The following is a 26,628-nucleotide window of genomic DNA, read 5'->3' on the forward strand; positions in this document are numbered from 1 at the left end:
AAACAATTGACAACGGGTTCAGCCGTATCAATATAGAAGCAATCTATCTAAAACAGCGAGGTGAAAGATACCCATGGTTGCAACAGAAACGAAAGTCACAGAAGCCACGCCTACTTCAAAAGCCGCTTCGAAAAAGCTCCGAGATCGAAATCAAATCCTACTGGCGCGCCTCGGATGGCGCTTCACCACACCTTCACTGCTAGTAGTTGGCCTTGTTACAATCTTCCCAATCTCTTTCTCAGTAATCCTAAGTCTCTCAAACGTAACCCTTTCAGGAAACGGCTTTTCGCTTGGGGGCTTTACCTTCAACAACTTCTCGATCTTGATTCACTCATCTGAGTGGCGTTACGCTTTAGCCTTTACCATCTTCTATACCATTGTTTCGGTCCTAGTGGAGGTAATACTAGGAACAATGATCGCGCTTTTGATGGAACGCCTTTCCGGAGGACGCGGTCCCATGATGGCCCTGCTACTCCTGCCTTGGTCGATAATCACCGTAATATCGGCCGAGCTTTGGCAATATATATTTCAGGGTTCCTACGGCGTCATGCAACAGATCTTTAGCGCCGTCGGCCTCGGCAAACCGGTCTTTCTCGGAAGTCCCACGCCAGCCATCATCTCAATGATGATTGCCGACATCTGGAAGACAACACCCTTTGTGGCGGTAATCGTCCTAGCGGGTCTCGTGATGCTACCCGGCGATGTCTTTGAAGCAGCCGCAGTGGACGGATGCTCTGGATGGGTTATGTTCTGGAAGATAACCTTCCCTCTGCTGCGACCAACAATTGCCATCGCGGTCCTATTTAGGATCTTACAAGCGTTTGGAATCTTCGACCTCCCATTCGTTTTGACTGGTGGAGGGCCCGGGACTTCTACTACCTCCTTGGCAATCCTGGGGTACAAAGCCATGTTTCAAAACCTACAATTCGGACCTGGTTCTGCAGTTGCGGTCAGTGCTACGGGCCTGGTTTTAATCGGTTGCCTTTCATTTCTAAAGGTCTTCAAGAGCCAAGTGAACAGCGGGGAGTAGCCAAAGATGGAACGTAAGAAAAAAACCGGTTTCGCTCGATATATCAACTTGGTAAATCTCGGAGTCTTCGTAGTCGTCACATCGGTGAGTTTGCCGATCTACTGGCTAGTTATCTCAAGCCTCAAACAACCAGTGGCAATAGGTGCATCGCCACCTCAATATATCCCCTCTCCGTTTAGCTTTGCAAACTATCAGCAGGCATTCAGTCAATACGGCTTCAGTCAATACTTCATCAACTCAATGATCGTGACCGTAGCTGCTACCATTTTGGTATTGGGACTGGGATCTCTAGCGGGCTACGGCTTGGCACGACTTCCAATGCGAGGCAAAACCACGATCATGTTGACGCTTTTGGTCATTTCGCTATTTCCAGGAATTGCAGTAATTCCGCCCCTATATCTAATGATGCGCACTATTGGATGGTTAAACAGCTATCAGGCGCTCATAGTTCCCTACACCGCTTTCAATCTACCCTTTGCCATTTGGATCCTGAGAAACTACTTCCTGGGACTACCAAAAGAGATGGAGGAGACGGGACGAATAGATGGCGCATCCCCACTTCGCATCTACTGGTCGATCATCTTGCCACAAGCGTTGCCGGGCCTCTTCACAGCTGGAGTCTTCACCTTTACAGCGTGTTGGACGGAATTTCTCATGGCACTAACCCTCAACAACTCGAACAGTTTTAGAACCATACCTGTAGGAATCGCACTCTTTGGCACACCATTCAATATTCCCTATGGAACAATATTTGCAGCTAGCGTTGTAGCAGTTGTACCGATTGGAATTCTCGTATTTGTCTTCCGCAAGTCGGTGGTCTCCGGTTTGACCTCCGGGGCGGTAAAGGGCTGAGGAAAACGCCACAATTTTTATAAGGAAAGCTGAATTAATTGACAGATATTGACCTTAAGGCACAAAGACACTGGTGGGATGGATCACTGATCTATCACATCTATATTCGATCCTTTAAGGATGGCAACGGAGACGGGCTAGGAGATATAATCGGTGCCCACGAAATGCTACCGTATCTAAACTGGCTCGGCGTAGGCGGCATCTGGCTTTCACCGAGTATGCCCTCTCCAGATCGAGATTGGGGATACGACGTAGCCGACTACAAAGGCGTCCACCCCTCTATAGGTACAATGGAGGAGCTAGAGCGCTTCATATCAACAGCAGCAGAGTTAGGAATCCACGTACTTCTAGACCTTGTCCCTAACCACACGAGCGACCAACATGCCTGGTTCATTGAGTCTAAGGGTAACCCAAAGTCAAAATATCGAGACTACTACGTTTGGGCAAAGGGCAAGGGGCCGAACCAGCCACCTAATAATTGGATCGATGCAACTGGTTCGAGCGCATGGACCTTTGACGAAGCTTCCGGGGAATATTATCTCCACAACTTCTTAAAGAGTCAACCGGATCTGAACTGGTGGAATCCACAAATTCATCGAGAGATGGATGAGATCGTTCAATTCTGGTTCGCAAAGGGTGTGGCGGGATTTCGAATCGATGTAGCGCACGGCCTCTACAAGGACAAAGACCTAAGAGACGACCCAATTGCACCTCCTGAAGATACGGTGAATGAACGGTTCAACTTGATAGAAAAATATTCGAAAAATCAACCCGAGGTCCACGATGTCTATCGGAGATGGAGAAACTTAGCAGAGTCGTACTCTCCACCGCGTCTACTACTGGGTGAAACCTGGGTGGATGGCTTAGAAGGGTTGGCGAAGTTTTACGGAAAAAACGATGAACTTCAAATGGCCTTCAACTTCCTCTTTACCTTCTCGAAGTTCGATGCCAGCTCTCTTAGGAAGTCCATCGCCGAGACACTAAGACATCTCCCTGAGGGATCTACTCCCGTCTGGACTGCTTCGAACCACGATATCTCCCGCTTCCCAACACGATGGGCCAAAGGTGATGCGAAAAAGATCCGAGTTGCACTTACAATCCTTGCCACCCTTCCGGGCACGTTAGTCATTTACTATGGTGACGAACTTGGGTTTGGTGACGAAGCGGTACCACCAAAGATGATGCGGGACGAAATGACAGCGGGCATACCAGGTACTCGATTTGAAAGAGATAGCGCAAGACTACCAATGTCGTGGAACTCTAGTGCAAATCGTGGCTTCAGTGATGGCGACAGCGCTCCGTGGTTACCATATAGAGCAAATGACTATCAAGATGTGGCCTCGCAAATGGCCAATAGGAATTCGATCCTTCACTACGCTCGAGAACTATTTGCATTGCGCAAGACGGCCTATGACTTTCGACGAGAACATTTTGCCCTCTTGGAGAGTCCACCCGATGTACTCTATTACCGAACCGGGCGTTCTTATGTTGCCTCAAACCTTTCAGATGCAACGATAATTGCACACTGCGACCCAAATTCAATCGTCCTACACAGCCTAGATAACACAAGCTGGGAGGTCCAAAGTGATACAATTCAACTAGCGGGATGGGAGTCCGTGATTTCGACTCAAGAGCTACGTTTTACTTTTTAAGACAAAATCATTAGTCAAAGACCAAAGAAACCGCTGGTCTTAGCCATTTAAACAAATGGTGGCCACCAGCGGTAAAGACCGAAAAATTGCGAGAAACTACTACCTAACTGGGGGACGCAACCGTGGCAACTATCAATCTAGAAAATATTAAAAAGATCTATCCAAACGGTTACGAAGCGGTACATGACATCTCTTTATCGATCGCCGAGGGAGAATTTATGGTCCTAGTTGGCCCGTCAGGATGTGGGAAGACCACGCTACTCCGCATGGTTGCCGGACTCGAAGATATCTCACACGGATCTTTAAAGATCGGCGAGAAAGTAGTCAACGAAGTATCACCCAAAGACAGAGACATCGCGATGGTATTTCAAAACTATGCCCTTTATCCCCACATGACGGTAGCTGAAAATATCGGCTTTGCCCTGAAACTCAAGAAGCTGCCCAAGGAAGAGATCGGCAATAAGGTACGTGCCGCCGCAGAACTTCTTGGTCTGACCGAATGGTTGGACCGTAAGCCTCGGGAACTCTCTGGGGGCCAACGCCAACGTGTAGCCATGGGCCGAGCAATAGTAAGGGAGCCTTCGGTTCTTTTGATGGACGAACCTCTTTCAAACCTCGATGCCAAGCTTCGAGTGAAGATGCGTTCTGAAGTCCTAAAGATTCAGCGCCAGCTTGGCGTAGCAACCATGTACGTTACCCACGATCAGACCGAGGCTATGACCATGGGAGACCGCGTGGCGGTTCTAAATAGCGGCAATCTCCTCCAATGCGATACCCCGCAAAACCTATACGACTATCCCATCGACCAATTCGTCGCTTCATTTATCGGATCGCCCGCAATAAACCTCTACCAGGCAGAATTGACTCAGGGCGCCAAGGGACTTATTCTCGCTGGGGAACTCATCGATCTACCTGACAGCGTTCTCGTATCACATCCAATCCTCGAAAGTTACGCAAGCAAGCAAATTACCGTTGGTATTCGCCCCGAGGACCTATCGTTGGCTGACGAATTAGAGACTAATGCGGTAGGTGCTGTAGTGGAAATCGTGGAAGCGCTAGGCTCTGAACTCATCGTTCACTTCACGATAAAAGCTAATTCGATCACCGTTGAGGGTGCGATTGAAGAGGCAGAAACCATAATGGAAAGCAAAGGGGCAGGAGTTGCTCGGATCGAACCACGCGCAATTGTAAAGGCTGGAGATAACGTTCGCCTAAAGCCAAATTCTACCGCTTTTCACTTCTTCGATTCCGTCACCGGGATAGCAATCTACTAACGACTCGACTTTGCCGATTTAACCCTTTCGGCGCTTATATCGCTTCAGGGCTCTAAATGTCTATTGGCACCTTCGTAAAAGATTTTGAAGGTGCCAATCTCCAAAAGACGATGGGCCACAATTTAGTGCCACCGTCCATTGCCACTAGAGATTTCGCCACATAACATTCGGTTTCAAGATAATCCAATTAGGCCGAGCTTATGTGATGTCAAAATCATCTCATCGCTAGATCTCTTAATCGGTTAGACCGTAGCAACAATCGAAATAGAAATTCACGATTTAAAGGTTGGCCCAAGGAAGACCAAAACACTTTATGAGCTATGCCTCTTCAATCGCCGACAAAGCCTTTAATTGCTCCACAAAAGCTTCTACATCGATGAGTCGACTAAAAAATTCCTCGTCACATCGCTCTACGGCAACTATGGCCTGATTCGCCAGTTCAGTTCCAGCTTCGGTAGCCGAAAGAAGCCACGCTCTCTTGTCGAGTGGGTCCTGACTTCGAACAATTAGATTCTTTGCCTCAAGGCTCCTCAAGACCTGAGAGGTCATCATCGGATCGATAGATGCAAAGCTTGCTAAATCTCGTTGGTTGATTACCCGCTTGTTCTTAAGCCAAACCAATGAAGCTAGAGCCACAAATTGAACATGGGTCAATCCAAATGGTCGAAGTGCAGCCCTTTGAGATGCCTGCCAACGATTCGTGGTATACCAAAGTAAAAAGCCAGGACTCGCCTGTGGCGTATCGAATTCACTATCTAAGTTTTGCCGAGGAGCTATCGCCATATCTTGAATCCTTCCCAAATCGAAATAAGCATAGTCAAAATCTAACAATGGCATAGCTAAAGTAATCTTGGTGGCCACTGAAGGTTAAATAGCTCTTGCGATCCGGCAACCAAAGCGGCCCTTATAATCACTGCGAAGTTCTAAAACCTAATTTTCAACCATCTCTACCAGGCGATCTAAACTGGCTTTGGTATTTGAGCGAATACCTGGAGCCAAAATACGTCGCCACATCCAGGTCATTGGCCCTGAAAGTGAAACCGCTACCTCGATGTCGCTTCCACCATCTTCGCGGGCCAAGAGAAAATGACCAAATATCAATTTGGCACCGACCAACCGTGAGCTATTGACAAAAGAGCTACCTAACTCCAATGACTCAATTTTGATAGAAACCTTCGGTCCCCTTTTTGGCTTCATCTCTCCAACGCCACCTTGAATCATAGGTCCCACAAGAGTGGCCCACTCGACATCTAAATCCCAATCACTCCAACTCCCAAGGTCCAGCCAGCGATCGTAGAAAGTCGATGGAGCTACCTTTGAGGACGCTCGAGCTACAGCAATCACTTTTTCCATAAATATATAGTATACGCGCTTATTATATTTTCGTCCCTTGGATCCAAGACCTCGCTCCACGATTCAGCCCTCAAGGTGCTAGGTTACAAATCCGGATATGGAAGTTACCCAACTCTCCAATGGGTAATCAAATCTCTTATGCAAATCTCCAATTCGCTTCTATCATGATTTAAGCAAGATGAAAGTCACGCGTGACAGGTGAGATATGCCCCAAAGCCAAAACGAGATAGCCATCGAAGATTCGACCGGCAATGCGAGAGACGACCAAACCTTAGAATCCAAACCGGCTGCTGTAATCTTGGGAGAAAACCTCGTAGACCTCTTTGTAAGCGAAGATAGCGCTATTAGGGCAATTCCTGGCGGTGGACCGCTAAACGTCGCTAGAACGATCTCTAGATTAAAGGGCCACTCATATCTCTTTAGTCGACTTTCCTGGGACGTCTTCGGGCGCAAGATTCGAGTCGGACTCCAAAAAGACGGAGTAATCCTTGGGCTACCCGATGAAATTCAACTACCCACTCCCCTAGCGGTGGTAAACCAAGACCAAGGTAAGACAACTTATGGCTTCCATCTAGATAGAACCTCCGCTTTTCAAATCAACACGGACGAAGTTAGCGCATTCATGGATCAATGCAAAAGGCCTATCGGCGCAATTTATGCCGGTACTTTAGGACTAGTAGTAGAACCCATGGCTTCTGTAGCAGAGGTAATTTTATCCAGCGCTGCGGAAGATACCCTTGTCGTCATAGATCCAAATTGCAGGCCCACTGCAATCGCCGACAAGGATCTATATATCGCAAGACTCACAAGACTATACAAACGCTGTGATGTCATAAAAGTCAGTGATGAAGATCTGGATTACCTATTCCCCGGGCTAGAGATTGCAAATGCCGCTAAATCGCTTCTTGCTCAAGGGCCACGATGTATCCTCGTAACCCGTGGTGGGGCACCTATAGAGATCTACATTGGGGATCAAACCGCATTCGTAGAGATACCTATTGTTAGGATCGCTGACACCGTAGGTGCTGGAGACGCATTTGTCGGAGGATTCATTGCCTGGTGGTTAAAGTCCAAACTAAGCCGAAATGAAATCAACGACATAGGCCAAGTCACTAAAGCCGCTAAAGCCGCTGCTCTAATAGCTGCTCTAAACTGCACCAAGCAAGGAGCCGAACCCCCGTGGGCCCCTGAGGTATCCTCCATAGAAGGCTGGTCCGATCTGTAGTTTCGAAGGAATGTGAACTTATAAAAGTTAACGCCATTTAAGCTCTCACGATCTAATCGGTATAGTGATTTTTACCAGCCCTAGAGGTGCTGGAAGACGAAGGTGAGCCGCCCTCATAAATCACCCAATTATTGCAATTTCAATCGACGATCGAGAGTTCTCAAAAACAAGCATCCCCGAGTAGGTCCCATCTGGGTCAATTACCAGAACGCTTTGGGTCCAACGAACCCTAATCACCAACCCCAATCTTCAATCGCACAAATCGCTGTATTGGTATTTCTCTGAAAAGTTCCCATCAGGGCGCTAAGTTAGGATCATAGGAAAGTTTTGCTGTCGCAATTTACCATCGATCGCAATTTAACGATTCCGAAGGTAGCAAGTATCGATCAATAGGAGATCAAAGTTGGCCCAAATTACACTTCAAGACCACGAGATCAACGACTTTGTCAAGTCCCTTTCATTACCAGGAATAATCGACATCCATATCCACTTCATGCCAGACAATGTGATGGCGAAGGTTTGGCAATACTTCGAAGATGCCGGCCCTTTAATGGGTCGACACTGGCCCATACAGTACAAAATCAGCCAGTCAGAACGTCTTTCGTTTCTAGATAAAATCGGAGTAATTGCACATAGCGCATTGAACTACCCCCACAAGGCCGATATGGCACAGTGGCTAAATCAATGGAGCGCAGACTTTGCCAAATCACAGAAGTCGGTCATCCATTCAGCCACCTTCTACCCAGAAGAATCCGCACCTCAATATGTAACTTCTGCAATCCAAGAAGGAGCCAGGGTCTTTAAATCCCATGTCCAGGTGGGAAACTACGATCCTAGGGACCCAAATCTAAACGAGGTATGGTCGATCTTAGAAAAATCACAGATACCCATCGTGATACATGCAGGCTCAGGACCAACATCAGGAAGATTTACAGGAGTTGACCCCATCTCATCTGTCTTGGAAAGATTTCCCGAACTGTATCTGATAATCGCGCATATGGGAATGCCTGACTATCTTCAATTCATCGAACTCGCCCAGCGATACCCTAACATTTATCTCGATACCACCATGGCCTTTACCCCCTTCACCCAGGAACAGTCTCCATTTCCTATCTCCTTATTACCCATCTTGCAAAAACTCCAAGATAAAATTCTCTTGGGCAGTGACTTCCCCAATATCCCATATCAATATGCCCTCCAACTTTCATCACTAGCCAACTTAGGTCTTGGCGATGAATGGTTGCGGGCCATCCTCTATGAAAACGCCAAACGTCTCTTTCACGTCGGCGCCTAAAGTAAAACCAACCAGAGACCAATAGATCGCACCGACAGATCTCATCGTACAAACGGACCCAAACCGTGATCTCAACTTGCTTTGCGATATCTAAAATTGCTCAAAAACAAATTAAGGTTCATCACTCTAACATGGATCCGGATCAGCGCTAGGTTCCCATACCTCAAAAATTATCTCGACCAAAAGGTTATGTTTCAAGTGGGTCAATCGCATTTTGAATGGCAGATTCCACTTAAACCCAAGCGATGATACAAGATGTGGGGCCTAGCTTAGCGAGAACTCTAGGAAACGATTCCCGACTAAAAAAGATACATTCCGCATAGATATTACCAAATTTGAAGCGCACAGCCACAACTTATAAAACGGTAACAATCGTCTTCCTTAGGGTCAATCCAAAGCATCGATCTGCTAATCTTATGACAAATTTGCCTTAGAATAATCCCTACAAAACAGGAGTACGGTTTGAATCGCAAAAGTCCGCTGCCACTTTGGTCACAGCTCCTAGAAGACTTACGCAGAAGAATATCTTCTGGCGAATTCACTGAAAGATTTCCAACGGACAAGGAGATGATCGAGCACTATCAAGTCTCACGTCAAACCGTTCGTGAAGCCGTGCGTCACTTGGAACAAGATGGCCTCGTGGTTCGCCATCGCGGGCGAGGAACCATTCTGTCACACTCTCGCTTTGAACAGCGTCTCGGCTCGATCTATTCGCTCTTTCGCGAATTAGAGCGGTGCGGATATCAGCAGAACTCTAAAGTTCTTTTTCAGGGTAGCGTCATCGACGAAGCTTTAGCGTGTCAGTTCCAATTGACCGACGACAACTTCTTCTACCTAGAACGTCTTAGATATGCGGGCGCCTTAGAAGTGGCTCATGACAAGGTGCACATACCAATGAGTTATGCAAAGCCTCTCCTAAATGTAGCCTTTGAGCACACATTCCTTTACGACGAACTTGAACTGCGTTGTCACATCTCGCCCACCAGTGGCGAAGAAAGATTCTCGCCAATCGTCCTACCACCATCAGAATCAGAACTACTCGGTTGTAAATCACCGAGTGCCGCTCTCTCAATCCGAAGAGTCACATATTTCGGCGCGGCTCAACTCGAAGTACGCGACACGATCGTTCGAGGAGACCGATATTGGTTCGTCTCCTCGTTCGACTCCGCCAAAACCTCCAATTCAACGCAATTGAGCCAAACGTTCTATAGTTGACATCCTCGAGAAATATGACTTGGAAGTAACTACACGATAATCAAAAGACAAGGGTGACACAAAGAAAAATTAAATCAATCCTTTATTCAGCCCCTGTCGCACCTGTCCCTGCAGAATACTCTGCAATCGAGGGAGGGGAAACAACTCTCGAATTAAAGCGTTATGTCACGAAATTAAAGCAACATTCCTATAGGTCCAAAATTGTCCAACGTCCACATATTGGATCAACCAACTAACGATTTGTCCATTCGAAAATAAAAGTCCCAAGATCATTCGATACTAAAGATCACAATGCAAAATAGCAAGGCATAGATGCAAGGTATCTTCCAAAAAGTCATTTACGAGGTCCACCATCTACCATTGTTTACCAAATCGTTCCATCTAAAAGGGCAAAGTACCAAACAGAAACTCCTAAGAGCAAGTGCCAAGCGACGGTCCAAAAAACCCAATGAAACCACCTCATCGTTTCGCCCAGTCCAAAAAACTCATGGTCATTTAAATAATTCGGGAGAAATATACCACTCGTCCTTGTGTGGTAGGGTATCATCTGTGATAATTCATAGATGCATTAGGGATACAAGAGGATCCTAAGCGTCGAAGGCGTTAGCAATTGAGATCATCGAAGATATCCAAAACGATGAAGAGAATTAAGATTTTAAATTCGGAGTGATAAAAAATGGACCTTGGCCTCAAAGGCAAAGTTGCGCTTATTTCAGGAGGAACCAAAGGAATTGGTCGTGCTATTGCTGTGGGATTTGCAAAGGAGGGTGCCAACGTGGCATTCTGCGCCCGTAACCCCTCAGAAGTGGCTGAAACTCAAACACTCTTAAATTCACTTGGCGTTCGAGCGATGGGGACAACGCTTGACATAGGAAATGCACAAGGTGTTGCTGATTGGGTGGAAGCCAGCGCATCGGAACTTGGCGGCCTCGATATCGTAATTAATAACGTCAGTGCACTTGCCATACCTGACAGCGAAGAAAATTGGAAGCTCTCACTAGAGGTCGATCTAATGGGTACAGTTAGAATCTGCAAGGCCTCGCTACCCCATCTAATTGCTCGTGGCGAAGGATCGATAGTGAATATCTCAAGCGTGTCGGGGCGCGAAGCCGACTTTGCAGGTGGGCCATACGGAACTGTCAAATCTGCAATTATCGCCTATTCAGCCCACCTAGCCTTCACCTATGCTGACAAAAATATCCGTGCAAATACGGTTTCACCTGGTAATACTTACTTTCCGGGTGGAGTGTGGGAAAATATTGAAAATGGAAATCCGCAACTCTTCGATATGGCGATGGCGCTAAATCCAACGGGAAGAATGGGAACACCGCAAGAGAGCGCCAATGCTGTAATATTTTTATCAAGCCCCGCAGCGAGCAGAATCTCTGGAACCAACCTCGTCGTCGATGGGGCGCTAACCCGAGGAATTCAGTTCTAGCCGTAGAAACAAAGCGAGCAGTTTAATTGAAAAACCCCTTGATAATTAGCCACTTGATCCAATGAGAGCAATCATGAAAAGACCGCGGCTAAGAAATGTTGGAAATTATTTGAACTTCTCCGACGACTTCTTCAATCTAGAAAGATCAAGATTGACCCGCGTGGCCGATATCGCCGACATGCGAGAGCTTGCGCGACGTAGAGTCCCTAAGGGAGTCTTTGATTACGTCGATGGTGCTGCGGGAACCGAGGAGGCGCTAAGGCGTCAAAAAGACTATTACCTAAGGGCAGAGTTCACTCCCCGCCTACTAGTCGACATCTCTAAGATAGATACCTCTACCTCAATTTTAGGGGTGAAGAGTCCAATGCCCTTCGCGCTAGCTCCAACTGGATTCACCCGGCTGATGCACCATAGTGGAGAGGTGGGCGTCGCCCGAGGTATTAAGGATTCAGGCCTTCATTATGCCTTGTCAACGCTGGGAACAACCTCGATCGAAGAGCTAGCTAAAGCTGCGCCTTCCACGCGCAAGATCTTTCAACTTTACCTTTGGAAGGATAGATTATTCAACATTGAACTGCTCGAGCGGGCAGCAAGAGAGGGATATGACAGTGTCGCATTGACCTTAGATACGCCAATTGCTGGCCTTAGAAATCGCGACGTTAGAAATGGTTTTACAATTCCACCGACGCTCTCTCTATCTTCATTGATAGATATTTCAATGCATCCGAGATGGTGGTTCAATCTTTTGGCTTCACCCCCTATTGAATTTGCAAACCTCAAATCCACTTCGGGCTCTGTAGCTGACCTAGTTGGGCAAGTCTTTGATCCCGCGATTACAGCCAAGGATATTCATTGGCTCAGAGAGCATTGGCAAGGAAAGATAATCGCAAAAGGGGTAACTACAACCGAGGATGCCCTCACCTTAGTAGACCTTGGGGTCGATGCCATCTGGATCTCCAATCACGGAGGACGCCAGCTAGAGATGGCACCAATACCACTGGAGGTACTCCCGAAGATTCGTGCTGGGTTACCTGCTGAATACGAAATCTATATTGATGGCGGAGTCACCACTGGAGCAGATATCATAGCCGCCATTGCCCTAGGTGCAAATGCCGTATTTATTGGTCGCGCTTATCTCTATGGACTCATGGCAGGTGGACAAGATGGCGTTGCAAGAGCACTTGAAATCCTCTCCAAGGAGGTCCGCACCCAAATGGGATTGATGGGCGTTACATCTATCGATCAACTTTCAGAGAAAAACGTCAAAATCAGACCTCGAGAGGGTCGATAAGGGAACTACAAAGGCTGACAGGCAGATGGAAAAAATAGAATTTAGACCAGAACGAGAGCAATTCAACTATACCTTCGGGGGAGCAAAGCCGCTATTTAAGGTCCGTCCAGGAACGATCATGGAACTCTGGTCGGAAGACGCTTTCAACTATGCCCTTCAAACACCAGCAGATCTCTCCAGTCAAAAGGTAGATCTGCGCTATGTCAACCCTCAAACAGGTCCTTTCTACGTGGAAGGCGCAGAGCCCGGCGATACCTTGGTGCTTCATTTCATCTCAATGAAGCCAGCACGCGACTGGGGGGTCTCTGCGGTAATGCCATTTTTTGGCGGCCTCACTTCAACAGATCGAACCGCAACCCTTCAGGATCCCCTCGAAGATACCACATGGATATACCATATCAATCGGTCAAAGAATACGCTTGAATATGATGCTCGCTTTAGTGAATTTAAAGTTGACCTTCCTATCGAGCCGATGCTGGGAACCGTTGGAGTTGCTCCCGGCGCTTCCGAAGTAAGAACTTCCCTTGTCCCGGAGCGCTTTGGCGGGAACATGGATACACCTGAGATGAGACCAGGGGTTACTTGCTTTTTAGGGGTAAATGTAGAGGGAGCGCTCTTTTCACTTGGAGACGGCCACTACCGCCAAGGAGAGGGCGAAGCATGCGGAACCGCAGTTGAAGGAGCCATGACCACCACTTTGATAGTAGAGCTGATCAAAGGTAATGCACCCCTTTGGCCAAGAATCGAAAGCGACGACCAGCTAATGGTAGTGGGGTCATCGAGGCCAATGGAAGACTCTTGGCGAATTGCACAAGTAGAGATGGTTCATTGGTTTCAAGAACTATTCGAGCTGCACCATATGGACGCCTACCAACTGCTATCGCAGATCTCAAAGGCGCCAATTGCCAATGTGGTAGATGCAAACTATAGCGTTGTAGTCAAAGTCGCTAAAAACCTTCTTCCAAGGGTATCCATCTACAATGATATTCACAACGAACTGAGAGCAATTGCCTCAAAGCTTGGGATTTGATCACCGGCGATTGATCTCTAACCCGCAATAAATATGGTCCGTACCTCAATCGCCAAAAACACTGCGATGGTAGCACTTCCGTCCTTCCCTTCGCCTAATCTGGACCAAAACATAATCTAGACCAAAACTCAGAACCTAAAAGTCAATCCCCAATGCGCCGCTAAGGTGAAAAACCCTAGATCCCATATCTGCCAGCTCGCGCAAGATCACTCGAAGGAACCGCGTGAGGATTGAAACACCAGAACCCGGCCACCGCCACAAATAACGCACCTGGGTTCTGACGATCTCACTCCAACGCGCCACGTGCCACAGATGACAATATCGACAACACTGGGTCGCTTGAGGGTCGCTTAAGCGCCAATAGAGGCCGGAAGCTCAAAGTAAGATTGAGCCAAAGACGCCAAATAACCCAGATCAATCAAAGCGCTCCAAGTAGCGTCCTCTATCTTTTGGATCTTAGTGCCTGGATCCAAAAGATAGGATTGGGAAGGATTCACCCGTATAAAACCAACTTACATGGAATCTCCGATCACGCATAAGTTGGCAAAAACCATCGCATCCACTATTGCGATAGATCCCATATCGAGATCCTAGTCTTGATATGACTAGTAACGATATCTGACTGCAGCGGTCGCATCTAGGTCACCAATGCCCTGTAGGTAATTTGACTCTGCAACTCGCAACGAAGCAAATGTTTCGATGAATACCTGTCCAAAGGCGTCCATCAAAACTTGACTCCCTTTTAATGCCTCAACTGCTTGATCGACAGAGGTTGGAAAAGACGGTGAATCCTCAAATTCCCCTAAGTCAACTAACGTCCCACTTGTATCGCTACCGATCGAACGCAACTTTTCAATGGCCGCTGTCGCAACTGCAGCCATTGAAGCGCCCACTAGGTATGGCGAAGCACTTTGATCAAAGACTCCGATACGCCCAAAGGCGCCAACCTCCCCAGAGATCTCATTCGCAGGAACCAAAGAGATTGAAGAACTCGGATTAATGAGACCAGCCACTCTCTTTGACTTAGATCGTTGCTCTTTGGCGAATCTCAAATATGAGCCATAACTCGGTGCACCAATCGCGACAAGCGCATTCAATTCCGAGATCAATTCACGAAAAATTGCCTCGCCCTCTGGTGTTAGTCCTGCGAATTCGCTACCGGCTCCAAATAGATTCTTCCCAGAGCTTTGAAAGACAAATCTAACCTGACCACAATTATAAGGACCATCGATACTGACTGTCGGCGAGAAGGATGCTCTCAAGTCATGGTGCCGAGAGGCAATTCGAATTACGTGACGAACCAGACTTGCCACATCGCCAGCCCGAACGATATCGTACGAATCCGTTGAAACCTTAAACTGGCCAGAGTCAAAACCAGGAAAGATCTCGTTTACTCCAACGCCGGCTGCTTCCAAGTCTTCTAAGATCTCAAGACAATACGCGCCAACGTCCACCAAACGAGCCAACCCAAAAGAGGAACCCTCCAGAACGTTTGGAGTATCTTTTCCCTCTTTCGAGGCCTTGGAAGTAATCGGTTCAACAGACCATTCGACTTCAAAACTAATGCGTGCTACAAGGCCAATTTTAGAAAGTTCACCTTGTAGTCGACCAGCAATGTTTCGATGGCAGAGTTCATAGGCCGAACCGTCAAAGTTGAATCGCGACCCAGCTACCCAGGCCCACCCCGGATCGCCCTCTACCAAGGAAAGGGATTCAATGTCTGGAAAAAGAAGAATCTCGTGTTCTTTTGAATATGCATTGGGAGCAGGGACGTCATTTACCATATGGGTGTCCAAAACGGGTGAGATCAATAAACCTTTAGACAGAACCGTATCTAGACGTTGAAAAGGAATAGCCTTGGCTCTTGCAATGCCAGAGTTATCGATAAACGAAATAGCAATAGCTCGGACATCGCTCTTTTCTAGATTGCGATGGACCCCATTTACTAACGATGAATTTTTTTGTCTCAGATCGTGGAGAAGATCGTTCACTTCAATCCTTTCTTAGGCTGAATTCGAACTCGATATTCAATCCAAATACCATCTACACCTTAGGCAATAGTATCGCCTTTGATCCGCTATCTCGAGATCTCCCTGCTATGACGACAAAGGATCTTACACGATGTTGCTCTTTGGTTCATAAAATACAAAAAGAAACCAACGCACTCTCCGCGGCCAAATCACCGACTCGTGCTTATAAGATTGACGAAATCGATAACCCGTACTAGTCAATTTAGGACTGTGGCGACCGTAGATCAAGGGGAAGAGTTGAAGAGAATAGGCATAACCTTTGGCAGGCAAAATGACCATAGGTACGGGATACATGTTGGCTACAGCGATGCTTTGAGCAAACTCAATGCGCTTTCAATTCTCGTTTCGGCGGCGCCAACCAATCTTTTGGAATCCCCCGAATCTGAAATAACGCTCTCGGAGTACGCCCGCTCCACAATGGACCAATTGGATGGACTGATAATTTCGGGTGGTTGGGATGTCGATCCCGCGTTATATGGCCAAGACCCTCATCCCAAACTAGAAACCATTGATCCACAAAGAGATCGCTTTGAGATGGCGATGATAGAAGCAGCTCTTTCGTCATCCAAGAAAATACTCGCGATCTGTCGTGGGATGCAAATATTGAATGTCTTCCTGGGCGGTTCGCTTTATCAAGATCTGGTCAGTGCTGGCTTTCATGACCACTCCAAGCCAAAACAAGAATACGACCTAGCCCATGCCATTCGATTCGAAAGTAATAGCGAACTTGGATCACAGATGAAAGGTGCCGAAATGGTAAACACACTTCACCATCAAGCGGTAAAAGACGTCGGTAAAGATGTTCATCCTGTCGCCTATAGTCCCGACGGCGTCATTGAGGCCATCGAAGGCAACAATCTGATGGGAATTCAATGGCATCCAGAGCGGCTATTCCAGAGGGACGATAGACATCTAGCTGGTTTCGAATGGGTTGTTTCCTAAACCTTAGATCCCTCAACAAAGATGGATACCTCCACATTTCAACCTCCAGATCGACAGAACAAGCCCTGTCGATAAATTTCTCCCATCTAAATATATCGATAACCATTCAAACCAAAAATGTCGATAGATTTAGGCTAACTTTATAGGGGATAAGAATAAATTTTCAGGGGGAAACAATATGTCAATGATGGACGTCGATCTAAATACATGGCGCCTTCTCGCCCATGCAGACACGCACTTTAGTGACGTTGAGATCGTCACGCAAACTTCTCCAACGACGACCCACCGCTATAGCTTTGGTGACTTCACAAAGAGAAGCAAAAAGCTGATGAACGTCTTAGACGGTCTTGGTCTTACAGAAAACGCAAAGGTCGCCACTTTAAGTTGGAACAACTATCGCCATCTAGAGTGCTATTTCGCAATTCCATGCACTGGTCGCATACTTCATACTTTAAATGCTCGGCTATCTTCAGAGGACCTAATCTTCATAATCAACGACGCAAAAGACGAAGCCATCTTCACGACACCAGATCTCGTCCCAGTTCTAGAAGCCATTGCAGAACAAATTCCCACCGTAAAAAAGATCATCGTGATGGACGACGTAATTCCTCAAAGCTCAATTGAGGGCCTTGAGTCATACGAAGAACTACTCTCGAACGCACTCGATGAGTACGACGAAAAACCTATTCCAGAACGACAGGCGGCTGGCCTCTGCTACACATCAGGCACGACCGGACGGCCCAAGGGGGCACTTTACACGCACCGCTCCACCTATCTCCATGCATTAAATGCAGCATCGCCCTCTGGCATGTGTTTTGGAATCTCAGATTGCATCCTTCCTGTAGTGCCGATGTTTCACGCATCAGCATGGGGAATGGTTCATGCGGCAATTGCCACAGGCGCAAAGATTGCATTTGCTTATCCTCATCTACACCCCAGTTCATTTGTGGATCTTCTGATAAACGAGGAGGTAACACTTGCTGCAGGTGTTCCTACTGTATGGATAGGTCTAGAAGAAGAATTACGATCGAGAGGCGAACTAAAACTAAGCCTCAGAGAGATAGTTTGTGGTGGATCGCAACCGCCGAAAGCACTCATTGCTAGATATAGAGACAACTTTAACATCCCAATCGTCCAAGCTTGGGGTATGACCGAAACCTCACCATTAGCGACAGTCGCCAGGCCAAAGCACTCCATGCGCCACCTTGGCGCAGATGAACTTCTAGAGCGGGTTGGAGGCCAAGCTGGGATTCCAGCACCAGGAATTGACGTAGCCCTTAGAGATGACGAATGGAGCCAAGTTGACTGGGACGGGACGTCAATGGGAAATCTCTACGTACGCGGACCTTGGGTAATCAGCGCATATCTACACGAACGTGGCGCCGACTCCTTCACAGAGGATGGATGGTTCAAGACAGGCGACGTAGCAATTGGATCTCCAGATGGCTATTTCGTCATAGCCGATCGCACTAAAGACCTAATCAAATCGGGCGGCGAATGGATCTCCTCCGTCGATCTAGAAGGCGCCCTAATGGCAATGCCAGGAGTTGTCGAAGCAGCTGTGATTGCTATGCCCGATGATAAGTGGCAAGAGAGACCCCTCGCATGTGTCGTTCTGGACAAAGATGCAACTATTGACATTGAATCAATAAAAGCTCATCTTGAAACTCAAGGATTTGCAAAATGGCAACTCCCCGACAAGGTCGAATTCATCGATCAAGTTCCTCGAACCAGCGTCGGAAAATTCGATAAAAAAACACTAAGGGCTAAATTCACGAGCCAAGACGAACCCGGCAGCTACAACAAGAACTAAGGGTACAAACAATTAGAGTCGATTTCGAAGCAATTATCTCTACTAAAACAACAGGAGTTTCCTAGTGTCCCTGTGGGATTCGAGGGATTACATGTGTGCACACTATTGCCAGATCATCGACATCATACTCGCGCTAGCGATCTTTAGACTGCTAAGCGCGATCTTTCTAGAGATCTTTCTAGATGAGATATGCCGTGACTTGGGTGGTTACCACCGTCGCGAATGAACTCGTAAAAGTTCAGTGACTTAGAATATGCGAACTTTATACCTGATGAGCTCAACCACTTATACTTTTGCCAAACCACTCACCAAAAGACAAAGATAGAAAGAAGCTATGACGCCTTCGTCACAGCCATATCCCCAATTGAGGACAGTTTTGATGAAAACTACAGAGAAACCCTAAATTAATCCTGCCACTCGATGCCCACCTTGGATATCAATGACAAAGTATTTACCAGGAAATACCCAATAATTATGCCACAAGGCATCTTCCGCGCCAAGTTGCAAAATAAAACATGATCCAATAGTTTCAAGGGCCAAAAGCGGAGTTGTCTCCGCCTTTGGCCCCATTTGATAGTACTTCGGGTGGGAAGTTTTGCTAGGCCATATCTACTATTGGCTTGTTTAGCTTCATTGCACCTGTTGAGCCATAGAAGGCTGCATCACCAAAGCAGAAGACTCCACCGTCGCTTGCGACTAACCAGTAGCCCTTACCATCTGGGGTTCCAAGAGCACAACGAGAGATCAAATCGTGCACGAACTAACCGGCTACGAGCAACCTAGCGAAATTTCGGCCTCGATGGAATTTCTGTTTCTAGAAAATCTTCTTAAAGCAAATACTCGCCTTGGAACGCCCTATCCAACTTGATCTATCTATATTTCGTTTATGCGCAAATATCGTCAAGAAATCATAGTTAGACTTCCCCGTTCACCTTGGTGAGATAAATAATCGGAGATACTAAAACCATTCTGAGGCTTTTGGGGAACTCTTAAACTGCTGCGATGGGATTTCGAGCAACATTCCAATCAAGCGTCTAACTTTGACTATCTCTCATAGGGTCGCAAGTTTTCCTGCGTGACCTCAAAGGGATAAACTTTGCGTAGTTATGGTGAATAACCATATGAATGCCAAGCTCCCTAAGTCTGAACCACCATAACAATTGCGCAATCCCGCTACGAGGAACGAGCGGTTACCGAATGTGGGTGTATTTGACCAATTGCACCCGAAAAGATCAACTCACTAGTCACCACCGAGCCACCATAGTTCTTGCATCAGATAAAGGCGTTGTCTATCACATCCGCACCAGTGGTGTTTCTGAGCCGGTTCACAAAGAGATCTACCGTCTCTTAGGAGTTAGTGATCCCCTTAAACGGATAAAGACGATTGCGACGCATTTGTAGTGTCCCAACGTAAGACCACATACTCAACTAGCTGGGAGAATAGGTTGATTTTAGGAAAGATGGGTTGGCGCAATTGCACACAACCTGGCACGGTGCAATTGAACACAACCTGGCACGATTCACTGCACGAATACGTGCTATTACAGAAACTGTTACACCACACCAAAGCTTCGACGGTGTTACTTTCAGATCGCAGGACATATCACTCGTTCAGCTAGAAAAGTAATACTGCATCTTGAAGAACACTGGCACTATAAGGATAAGTTCTTAGAGGCTCTTGATCGGATCAGAAAGTTTGAGATCGCCATCACCTGAACATCTGGTTACCTAACACACTGAATATTACTTGAAGGAACTGCTCTAGAAGACAAGGGACTAGGTCACTATGGCTAAAATGAGATTTCACAATCTCAAAAATGACCAAACAGGCTCAACCACAAAGGGAATAGGTCATATTTGGCACTCTGAAACCAGATTTAAGCCATAGACCCTCCGTCAAACCTAAATCAGTTCCGAAAAACCGACTCAGAGTCACACCGAAGGGCTCAAGCTGGTCCATTTCTGTGGATTCAGGCTAAATAAGCTACGAAAAGCAATGGCTGATCGTAATGGTTTATACAAACTTGGAGGAAACGTCCAGGTAGATGAGTTCTTTTTGGGTGGTGAGAGCCATGGCGAAGGCTAAAGAGCAAAAGGAACGACACAAACGAATGTCCTAATTGGCGTATCGCTTAGCAATGGAGCTCCGATCCATTGCTTTATGGAAGTAATCAAAGACACCACCGCCAAATCATTCAAAGATGTTTTTGTAAAGCGTTTAGATTCTGACACGAAGCCGATAAGCGACGGTAATCCAAGTTATGGGGCATGTGCTCGAGAGCTTGGATTACCAAATTCGGTTACTTTATCCAAAGACGAACAGGCACATGCAACATTTAAATGGTTCAATACCCTGATTGGAAACTGCAAAAAATTTATCGACGGAACCTATCACGGACGTGAGGAACGTAAGCAACTTTACCTCGAGGAATTCGTTTACCGATTTAACCGAAGGAGGTTTGGAATGTCATTGGTCGAGCGACTTCTCAATACATGTGTGTTTGCGTCGCCACATCCGCTACTCCGGAATGGCTCTTGCTTGCGAAAGTTTATAAGTACGTATACGAATACAGCCAGGCGAGATCAGTGATTACAGCCCCGTAAAATGCACACAAAATCTCCTCCCCGGTGACGGCCTAGCATGGCTGTCCGCCCTTGGGGCCAAGATACCTGAGAACTGCCAACATAAAAGTGGTTCGGAATCACTTTTTGAGAAAAGACTCCGACGAAGAACGATCTCTGACGCCACGTTAGACTCATGCTACTCATAATGTTAAGATACATAATGCAAAGATCGGGCTCAAATTGAAGGAAGCCAAGCGATCAAATGCAAATCATGAACATTTAGGCTCTCATTAGATCGTACACCTGCAACATTGATGCTTTAACCAATTCGAAGAACCTTGCTCGTTCTAATTTGCCTTTATGACCGTTCGTAATACTTGATATGGGCTCCTTCTCCTTGGCAATTCTCGATGGTCGCTTTGATGCAAGAAATCGCTCAGCAGTCAAACCCTATGCGGATAAGTCGAACTTCTAAAATAGCTTTAGAAACACCATAGACACCATTTGATCGGGTATCGAACTAAGTTATCCATGCAATGAATCACCGAATAGCTCAACTAGAAACAAACATAAGTAAATCGCCATTAACCCTGATTGAGATCCCCAAATCCGGTCGGGTCTTCACGTCGCAGCGGCGCTTAGGACTTGGCGATTGTGACACAATGGGGCGCCTTCGCATTGATTCTGCGGTCCGCATAGCCCAGGATATCGCTGCTAGCGATCTAATCGACTCTGGCCTCTCCCAAGAGGGTATTTGGGTTGTCCGTCGAACCGCAATAGAGTTCTTAGGTGACGCTCGCTACCAGGACCTAATCAATGTCAGCACATTCTGTGCCGGAGTAGGAAGAGCATGGGCTCAAAGAAGAACAACTATTCAAGTTGAAGAAAAACCAGTCGTGGAGATATCTTCTCTTTGGATTCAGACCGACCCGATAACCCGCACCCCAAAGAGCACTTCAGACTCCTTCCTAGCCATCTTTGGTCCGTCAGCATTTGACAGGCAGGTTACTCACCGATTAGCACTTGATCCTCACACGACAGGCAAGAAACTCGATTGGACACCACGCTTCACCGACTATGACCTGCTGGGACACATAAACAATTCGACCTATTTCGAAGCCGCTGAAGAACTAATCAACCGATACGACCCACCGAAAAATGACCGTCAACACTTCACCGTAGTTGGAGAGTATCGCGCAGGAATTGAATTAGGACGACCTCTATCGATCGCTATCAACGACCTGGAAAGTGAGGTCGCTCAAATCGACTTCGTCTGTAATCAAAAAAGTGAATGTTCAATCTGGTTGGCTCAGAACTAATTCTGTTCTGCTTGAACCATGCTTTGCACCAAATCGACGTCAGATCTTCTGGGACCATCGCCAGCACCAGGCGTCTCTAGGATCAAATCCACATCTCGAAACCACTCGCTATTTACGAATTGACCCAAAGCGACCAAACCGATGTGTCCATCGCCCAAATTCTCATGACGGTCGAGGTTGGAACCACATGTTGACTTGGAGTCATTGAGATGTACCGCTCCAATTACATCTTTTTTGAACTTCTCCGCAAGCGACGAGCTAAAACGCTCCATCTCTTGGGATACGGTATAGTCACAACCGCTCGCAAAGAGGTGTTGGGTATCGACGCACAGCCCAACACGTACGCTCTGCGAGGTCGACACCAATAGTGCGAGCTCGCTTAGGCTCGATCCAACTGAGTCACCGGCTCCAGCACTATTTTCAAGAAGTAATCGCACTCGCTTGGTTCCCTCGAGTGCTTGATCAATGGCGTCAACGATCTGGTTCAAAGCACTGTCAAAGCCGGCGCCCTTATGGCTACCCACATGAAGCACGACACTCTCGACGCCTATCTCATCGCAATAGTTGACAGTCTCTTTCAGCAGTGCTTTGGACTTCAAATAGAGTTCGGGGTCAGGTGATGCTAGATTGATCAGATAACTCGCGTGGCTGACGATCTTAGATACGACTCCTGATGTTGCCGCCATCGCCACAGCAACATCACTAAACCCATTTAAAGAGATCCGCTGGGCCTTCCAGCCCCGAGGTGAATTCGAAAAGATTTGAATTACACCAGCGCCTATCTCCTCACCACGTGTAATGGCCTTGGCTACGCCGCCAGCACCAGATACGTGTCCACCTATCAGCCTTGTCATGTCGTTCCTCCGAAGTTAACAACCTAACCAAAATCTCTATAAACAGCTACCAACTAAAGAGATATATAGTCACTTTCAAATCAGGTGCTAAAAAAATGAGCTAAGTGAGCCAAGCAACTGAGCCAAGGAAGGTTAACTCGAACTTGCGACAAGGAAGCCAACTATCGGTGAAGGTTCGAGGCCACTATCGTGAACCAACTCTGCCTGATTTAGCTATCTCTAGGCTACCTCAGGGGTATTGTGCAAATCAATTGTGCAAATCAGTCTTCGGCTAATTCGTACCTAGCTGGTCCGAAAAGCTCCATTCGCACACTTCGATTTAGAGCCACCACGCTAGTTGGCGTACCTGCACTAACCCAAACAACATCAAAGTCCTCTAAGGCGCTATCAACGAATAATGTGACCTCATCGGGAAGCGACAATGGGCTAACAGCGCCCACGGAGTAATTGGTCCTCTGGTGGACTAGAGCTGGACTACCAATCCTAAGTTTCAAGTCGCCATGAACGAGTCGAACCTTATCGCGTGATACTCTTTTGATCGCAGATATCAACACAACAACTGTTGACGAATCAGAGACAAATACAATCGACTTGCCGATTGCACCGATCTCAACGCCTAGGGCTCGCGACGCATCCAAGGAAGTTGCCGTCGAATCGCTAAAGTCCACTACCTCCAAGTTATGCTTGGCTATATCAAAATTAACTTGATCTGGTTGCGACATCTTGAGCCTTAGTAGATGAAAATAGTTAATTCCTAGAGTACTCATTACAAGCACAATCCATCAAATGCACCTATTACCGCTAATTTGCTTTATGCTACTCTAAGGCGTTAAAAACCTAAAACACCAAAGTTCACTACGGCACGGCACTTTGCGACCTGCCTAGCAGATTAATAAAACTGGAGTACGTTAAAGACAATGTCGTCCCGATTGGAACTAGAGCTAACCAGTAAGAGGCCAGATGAAACCTGGACCTGGAGAAAAGCCGGGGCTAAAGAGCCTAAGGGAGTACTTTCAGGGTCATTACTTTACGAAGGAGCCAAAGTTGGCGATGTCGTAAAGGCTGAAGTAAATTTCGAAATCGATGGTATATACGTTGAGTCCGTGCATGCGCCCCAAAAGCGCGAGGAATCACGTAATAATATTATCGAGATCGTGCCCAAGCCCATTAGCACCTTCACCACGATCGAGCGAGCAAAACAATCTCGCTCTAAGGATAAGCCCCGCGGCCGAAAAGAAGAAGGTGGAGCTAGTACGGGCGAAGCTAAACCTAGAGGCGAGAGGCGAGAACGTCGTGATGGCGCGGACTCTAAGCCGCGAGAAAAGCGAGAATTCAAACCACGTTCCAACGACGACCGTCGTCCTGCCACAGAGGGCGCAGATGATGCCCAAAAGACAGGAAGTCGGCAACCACGTGGCGATGGCGCGAATCGCAAGCGCAACGAATCACCTAGGACCCCGAACAATCGACCGGCCCCAGTTCGCTTTGCGCGATTGACTCCCCAGAGTCACCACAGAAACGCTTTCCTTGCAGAGGTGCCTGAGGAGCAAAAGTCAATTGCAGAACAGCTAATGGCCGGCGGATTACCTGCTGTTAGAACAGCTATAGCAACCCAAAACCAAGAGCTTGCCAAAGAGTCTAAGCCTCCTATGCCATCGGATCCAATTCTCGCAATCGCAGAATCGCTTCTACCTGCATATGAGCGAGCATCTTGGCGAGATCGTGCTGAAGCCGCTCTAGCAATCGCCGACAATATCTCCATTCGCGATATCAAGACAGTAGTTTCATTCGGCGAACGAGTGGCTAAAGCCGAAGAGCTCGTCGAATTGCTCGGTCGACTAAAGGTACTACTTAAAGCTCGAACTGAAAAGCTTGAGTCAGAATGGGTAGCCCAAATAGAAGAAGCACTTACAGAGAACAAGAGCATCAAGGCTGTACGTGCCTCAACAAGAGCCCCTGACGTTAACTCTAAATTGCCAGAGGAACTCCTAAACCGCCTCTCTGAGGCCGCAAGCCAGACCTTGAGCCCGGCTTCATCACCGGACCACTGGAGCGCCATGCTAAGCGCCCTTGAGACGTCGCCAATTAGAAAGCTCGTTGTTCCAAGTGGCCTTCCGGAAAACTCACCAGTTGAACTACAGGCCCTCGCACAGCAGATGAGTGGCCGCATACCTCACCTAGCTGAACTCCTTGGAATAAAGATGCCTCCGCCTCCACGTCCCCGACGCAAAATTGGAGACCCAGTTGAAGCGCAAGCTCCAGTTGAAGCGCAAGCTCCAGTTGAAGCGCAAGCTCCAGTTGAAGCGCAAGCTCCAGTTGAAGCGCAAGCTCCAGTTGAAGCGCAAGCTCCAGTTGAAGCGCAAGCTCCAGTTGAGTAACTTACAAGTCTGACTAGAACAAGCAAAAGTACCCCCGTTCAAACGAAAGTTAGGATGGGGGTACTTTTTTATTTCAAAGATCCCGAACCACGGAGATACGACACTGAACGACGGAGTACGTCGCCCGCGCCCTAACAATCAGGGAAACAGTGTCAATCTGGCGAAAAATCACAAACAAAGTCGCACAACTGAGATTTGGCCAAAGTATAAAGGGCAAAAAAGATAGGATCGAGTTGTTGATCATATCGAAGATCACTGACTAAGAATGTGAGAATAAATGGCGACCGGTACATCATCAACGGCTGTCGAGCAAATGATGCTTGACGAACACATTATGGCAATTGCAATAAATAGACCAGAAGCTCGAAACGCCATAAACGGAGCAGTTGCCCAAGGAATAGAGGCTGCGATAGACAACTACGAAGCCAACGAAGATGCATGGGTGGCAATTCTCTATGGCAATGGAACCAACTTCTCGGCTGGGGCCGACCTCAAAGAGATTGCGAGCGGCAATGCTAGTGCTCTAGCAACATCTCGTGGCGGATTCGCCGGCATCGTCCGTCGGGATCGAAAAAAGCCTCTCATAGCGGCTGTGCACGGCTCTGCCCTAGCGGGAGGATGCGAGATCGCACTAAGCGCCGATCTAATAGTTGCCACAAAATCAGCCAAATTTGGGGTACCAGAGGTAAAGCGATCCCTAGCAGCGGCAGCTGGGGGACTTTTTAGATTGCCAAAGGTCCTACCTAGAAACCTAGCATTAGAGATGATACTCACAGGGGATCCCATCTCTGCAATCGACGCTCACCTGCACGGAATGGTCAATGTGATCACCGAAGACGACCAACTGCTTATAGATGCCACTGCCTTAGCCAAGCGAATTGCAACAAATGCCCCACTTGCGGTTAGAGAGTCGCTCCATATCGCAAAGAGAGCTCTAAGCCTGTCTGAAGATGAGCTATTTTCATTGAGCGCCATGGCTATGAGCACCCTATCACAGACAAATGACTTTCGAGAAGGGCCCAGAGCGTTCATTGAAAAGAGAGAACCCAAATGGACTGGCTCATAAGTCCACT

23 protein-coding genes and 1 pseudogene are annotated in these 26,628 nt (G+C 47.4%); 17 read left to right on the forward strand and 7 right to left on the reverse strand.

The genetic code is table 11. The features are described from left to right. Positions 1 to 73 precede the first annotated feature (73 nt). The 4 genes from AXFE_RS04955 to AXFE_RS04970 all read left to right on the forward strand — a co-directional run bounded on the left by AXFE_RS04955 (position 74) and on the right by AXFE_RS04970 (position 4,808). Positions 74 to 1,030 (forward strand): carbohydrate ABC transporter permease, encoded by a 957-nt coding sequence (locus AXFE_RS04955; RefSeq protein WP_082058492.1) that lies wholly within the window; start codon positions 74 to 76, stop codon positions 1,028 to 1,030. A 6-nt stretch (positions 1,031 to 1,036) separates the two neighbouring features. Continuing rightward, positions 1,037 to 1,882 carry a carbohydrate ABC transporter permease gene (locus AXFE_RS04960; protein WP_052604773.1) on the forward strand — a complete coding sequence of 282 codons (846 nt, stop codon included), beginning with the start codon at positions 1,037 to 1,039 and terminating at the stop codon, positions 1,880 to 1,882. A gap of 38 nt (positions 1,883 to 1,920) precedes the next feature. Further along, positions 1,921 to 3,534, forward strand: coding sequence for an alpha-amylase family glycosyl hydrolase (locus AXFE_RS04965; protein WP_052604774.1), 1,614 nt, complete (start codon positions 1,921 to 1,923; stop codon positions 3,532 to 3,534). 122 nt (positions 3,535 to 3,656) lie between these two features. Further along, on the forward strand, positions 3,657 to 4,808 hold the full coding sequence (locus AXFE_RS04970; protein ID WP_052604775.1) for an ABC transporter ATP-binding protein: 1,152 nt from the start codon (positions 3,657 to 3,659) through the stop codon (positions 4,806 to 4,808). A 318-nt stretch (positions 4,809 to 5,126) separates the two neighbouring features. Here the strand turns inward: AXFE_RS04970 and AXFE_RS04975 are convergent, their stop codons facing one another. After that, positions 5,127 to 5,591 carry a MarR family winged helix-turn-helix transcriptional regulator gene (locus AXFE_RS04975; protein ID WP_052604816.1) on the reverse strand — a complete coding sequence of 155 codons (465 nt, stop codon included), beginning with the start codon at positions 5,589 to 5,591 and terminating at the stop codon, positions 5,127 to 5,129. Positions 5,592 to 5,738: 147 nt separating this feature from the next. Continuing rightward, the gene (locus AXFE_RS04980) at positions 5,739 to 6,161 is read right to left on the reverse strand and encodes an SRPBCC family protein (protein WP_152625871.1); all 423 of its coding nucleotides are present in this window, start codon (positions 6,159 to 6,161) and stop codon (positions 5,739 to 5,741) included. A 205-nt stretch (positions 6,162 to 6,366) separates the two neighbouring features. Between AXFE_RS04980 and AXFE_RS04985 the strand changes: the two genes are divergently transcribed. The 6 genes from AXFE_RS04985 to AXFE_RS05010 all read left to right on the forward strand — a co-directional run bounded on the left by AXFE_RS04985 (position 6,367) and on the right by AXFE_RS05010 (position 13,654). Beyond that, on the forward strand, positions 6,367 to 7,386 hold the full coding sequence (locus AXFE_RS04985; protein ID WP_052604777.1) for a PfkB family carbohydrate kinase: 1,020 nt from the start codon (positions 6,367 to 6,369) through the stop codon (positions 7,384 to 7,386). Between the two features lie 403 nt (positions 7,387 to 7,789). Next, positions 7,790 to 8,680, forward strand: a complete 891-nt coding sequence (locus AXFE_RS04990) for an amidohydrolase family protein (protein WP_200891190.1) — start codon at positions 7,790 to 7,792, stop codon at positions 8,678 to 8,680. 462 nt (positions 8,681 to 9,142) lie between these two features. Next, positions 9,143 to 9,895: a GntR family transcriptional regulator gene (locus AXFE_RS04995; RefSeq protein WP_052604779.1), complete on the forward strand. Its 753-nt coding sequence runs from the start codon at positions 9,143 to 9,145 to the stop codon at positions 9,893 to 9,895. 676 nt (positions 9,896 to 10,571) lie between these two features. Further along, entirely contained in the window at positions 10,572 to 11,333 is a 762-nt protein-coding gene (locus AXFE_RS05000; protein ID WP_052604780.1) for an SDR family NAD(P)-dependent oxidoreductase, read from the forward strand. A 73-nt stretch (positions 11,334 to 11,406) separates the two neighbouring features. Next, complete coding sequence (locus AXFE_RS05005) at positions 11,407 to 12,624, forward strand: alpha-hydroxy acid oxidase (protein ID WP_160291733.1); 1,218 nt, start codon at positions 11,407 to 11,409, stop codon at positions 12,622 to 12,624. Positions 12,625 to 12,649: 25 nt separating this feature from the next. Continuing rightward, positions 12,650 to 13,654, forward strand: coding sequence for an acetamidase/formamidase family protein (locus AXFE_RS05010; protein WP_052604782.1), 1,005 nt, complete (start codon positions 12,650 to 12,652; stop codon positions 13,652 to 13,654). 350 nt (positions 13,655 to 14,004) lie between these two features. Here the strand turns inward: AXFE_RS05010 and AXFE_RS19885 are convergent, their stop codons facing one another. Together AXFE_RS19885 and AXFE_RS05015 are read right to left on the reverse strand one after the other, a co-directional pair. Next, entirely contained in the window at positions 14,005 to 14,151 is a 147-nt protein-coding gene (locus AXFE_RS19885) for a hypothetical protein (RefSeq protein WP_160291734.1), read from the reverse strand. 108 nt (positions 14,152 to 14,259) lie between these two features. Further along, positions 14,260 to 15,645, reverse strand: a complete 1,386-nt coding sequence (locus AXFE_RS05015; protein WP_052604783.1) for a type I glutamate--ammonia ligase — start codon at positions 15,643 to 15,645, stop codon at positions 14,260 to 14,262. A gap of 276 nt (positions 15,646 to 15,921) precedes the next feature. Here AXFE_RS05015 and AXFE_RS05020 point away from each other — a divergent pair, with 276 nt between their 5' ends. Together AXFE_RS05020 and AXFE_RS05025 are read left to right on the forward strand one after the other, a co-directional pair. Further along, positions 15,922 to 16,626, forward strand: coding sequence for a gamma-glutamyl-gamma-aminobutyrate hydrolase family protein (locus AXFE_RS05020; protein ID WP_152625872.1), 705 nt, complete (start codon positions 15,922 to 15,924; stop codon positions 16,624 to 16,626). A 184-nt stretch (positions 16,627 to 16,810) separates the two neighbouring features. Beyond that, positions 16,811 to 18,439, forward strand: a complete 1,629-nt coding sequence (locus AXFE_RS05025; protein ID WP_200891191.1) for a long-chain fatty acid--CoA ligase — start codon at positions 16,811 to 16,813, stop codon at positions 18,437 to 18,439. Between the two features lie 598 nt (positions 18,440 to 19,037). On the opposite strand, the gene AXFE_RS19890 is transcribed toward AXFE_RS05025, so the two are convergent. Beyond that, positions 19,038 to 19,196 (reverse strand): hypothetical protein, encoded by a 159-nt coding sequence (locus tag AXFE_RS19890; protein ID WP_160291735.1) that lies wholly within the window; start codon positions 19,194 to 19,196, stop codon positions 19,038 to 19,040. Positions 19,197 to 19,564: 368 nt separating this feature from the next. Here AXFE_RS19890 and AXFE_RS19075 point away from each other — a divergent pair, with 368 nt between their 5' ends. The 3 genes and pseudogenes from AXFE_RS19075 to AXFE_RS05035 all read left to right on the forward strand — a co-directional run bounded on the left by AXFE_RS19075 (position 19,565) and on the right by AXFE_RS05035 (position 22,323). Then, positions 19,565 to 19,840 (forward strand): hypothetical protein, encoded by a 276-nt coding sequence (locus AXFE_RS19075; RefSeq protein WP_152625873.1) that lies wholly within the window; start codon positions 19,565 to 19,567, stop codon positions 19,838 to 19,840. Between the two features lie 574 nt (positions 19,841 to 20,414). Further along, positions 20,415 to 21,029: pseudogene (locus AXFE_RS05030) on the forward strand (IS1595 family transposase); the annotation flags it as partial. Positions 21,030 to 21,540: 511 nt separating this feature from the next. Next, entirely contained in the window at positions 21,541 to 22,323 is a 783-nt protein-coding gene (locus tag AXFE_RS05035; protein ID WP_052604787.1) for an acyl-ACP thioesterase domain-containing protein, read from the forward strand. Here AXFE_RS05035 and AXFE_RS05040 read toward each other — a convergent pair. Both AXFE_RS05040 and AXFE_RS05045 read right to left on the reverse strand, forming a co-directional pair. Next, the gene (locus tag AXFE_RS05040; protein WP_052604788.1) at positions 22,320 to 23,177 is read right to left on the reverse strand and encodes a deoxyribonuclease IV; all 858 of its coding nucleotides are present in this window, start codon (positions 23,175 to 23,177) and stop codon (positions 22,320 to 22,322) included. The genes AXFE_RS05035 and AXFE_RS05040 overlap by 4 nt on opposite strands. Positions 23,178 to 23,437: 260 nt before the next feature. Further along, the gene (locus AXFE_RS05045) at positions 23,438 to 23,899 is read right to left on the reverse strand and encodes an aminoacyl-tRNA deacylase (RefSeq protein ID WP_160291736.1); all 462 of its coding nucleotides are present in this window, start codon (positions 23,897 to 23,899) and stop codon (positions 23,438 to 23,440) included. A gap of 195 nt (positions 23,900 to 24,094) precedes the next feature. Here AXFE_RS05045 and AXFE_RS05050 point away from each other — a divergent pair, with 195 nt between their 5' ends. Next, positions 24,095 to 25,555: a hypothetical protein gene (locus AXFE_RS05050; RefSeq protein ID WP_052604790.1), complete on the forward strand. Its 1,461-nt coding sequence runs from the start codon at positions 24,095 to 24,097 to the stop codon at positions 25,553 to 25,555. A 277-nt stretch (positions 25,556 to 25,832) separates the two neighbouring features. Then, positions 25,833 to 26,621: a crotonase/enoyl-CoA hydratase family protein gene (locus AXFE_RS05055; protein WP_200891192.1), complete on the forward strand. Its 789-nt coding sequence runs from the start codon at positions 25,833 to 25,835 to the stop codon at positions 26,619 to 26,621. The last annotated feature ends 7 nt before the right edge of the window (positions 26,622 to 26,628 follow it).

The organism is Acidithrix ferrooxidans, from assembly GCF_000949295.1.
GTDB classification, from domain to species: domain Bacteria; phylum Actinomycetota; class Acidimicrobiia; order Acidimicrobiales; family Acidimicrobiaceae; genus Acidithrix; species Acidithrix ferrooxidans.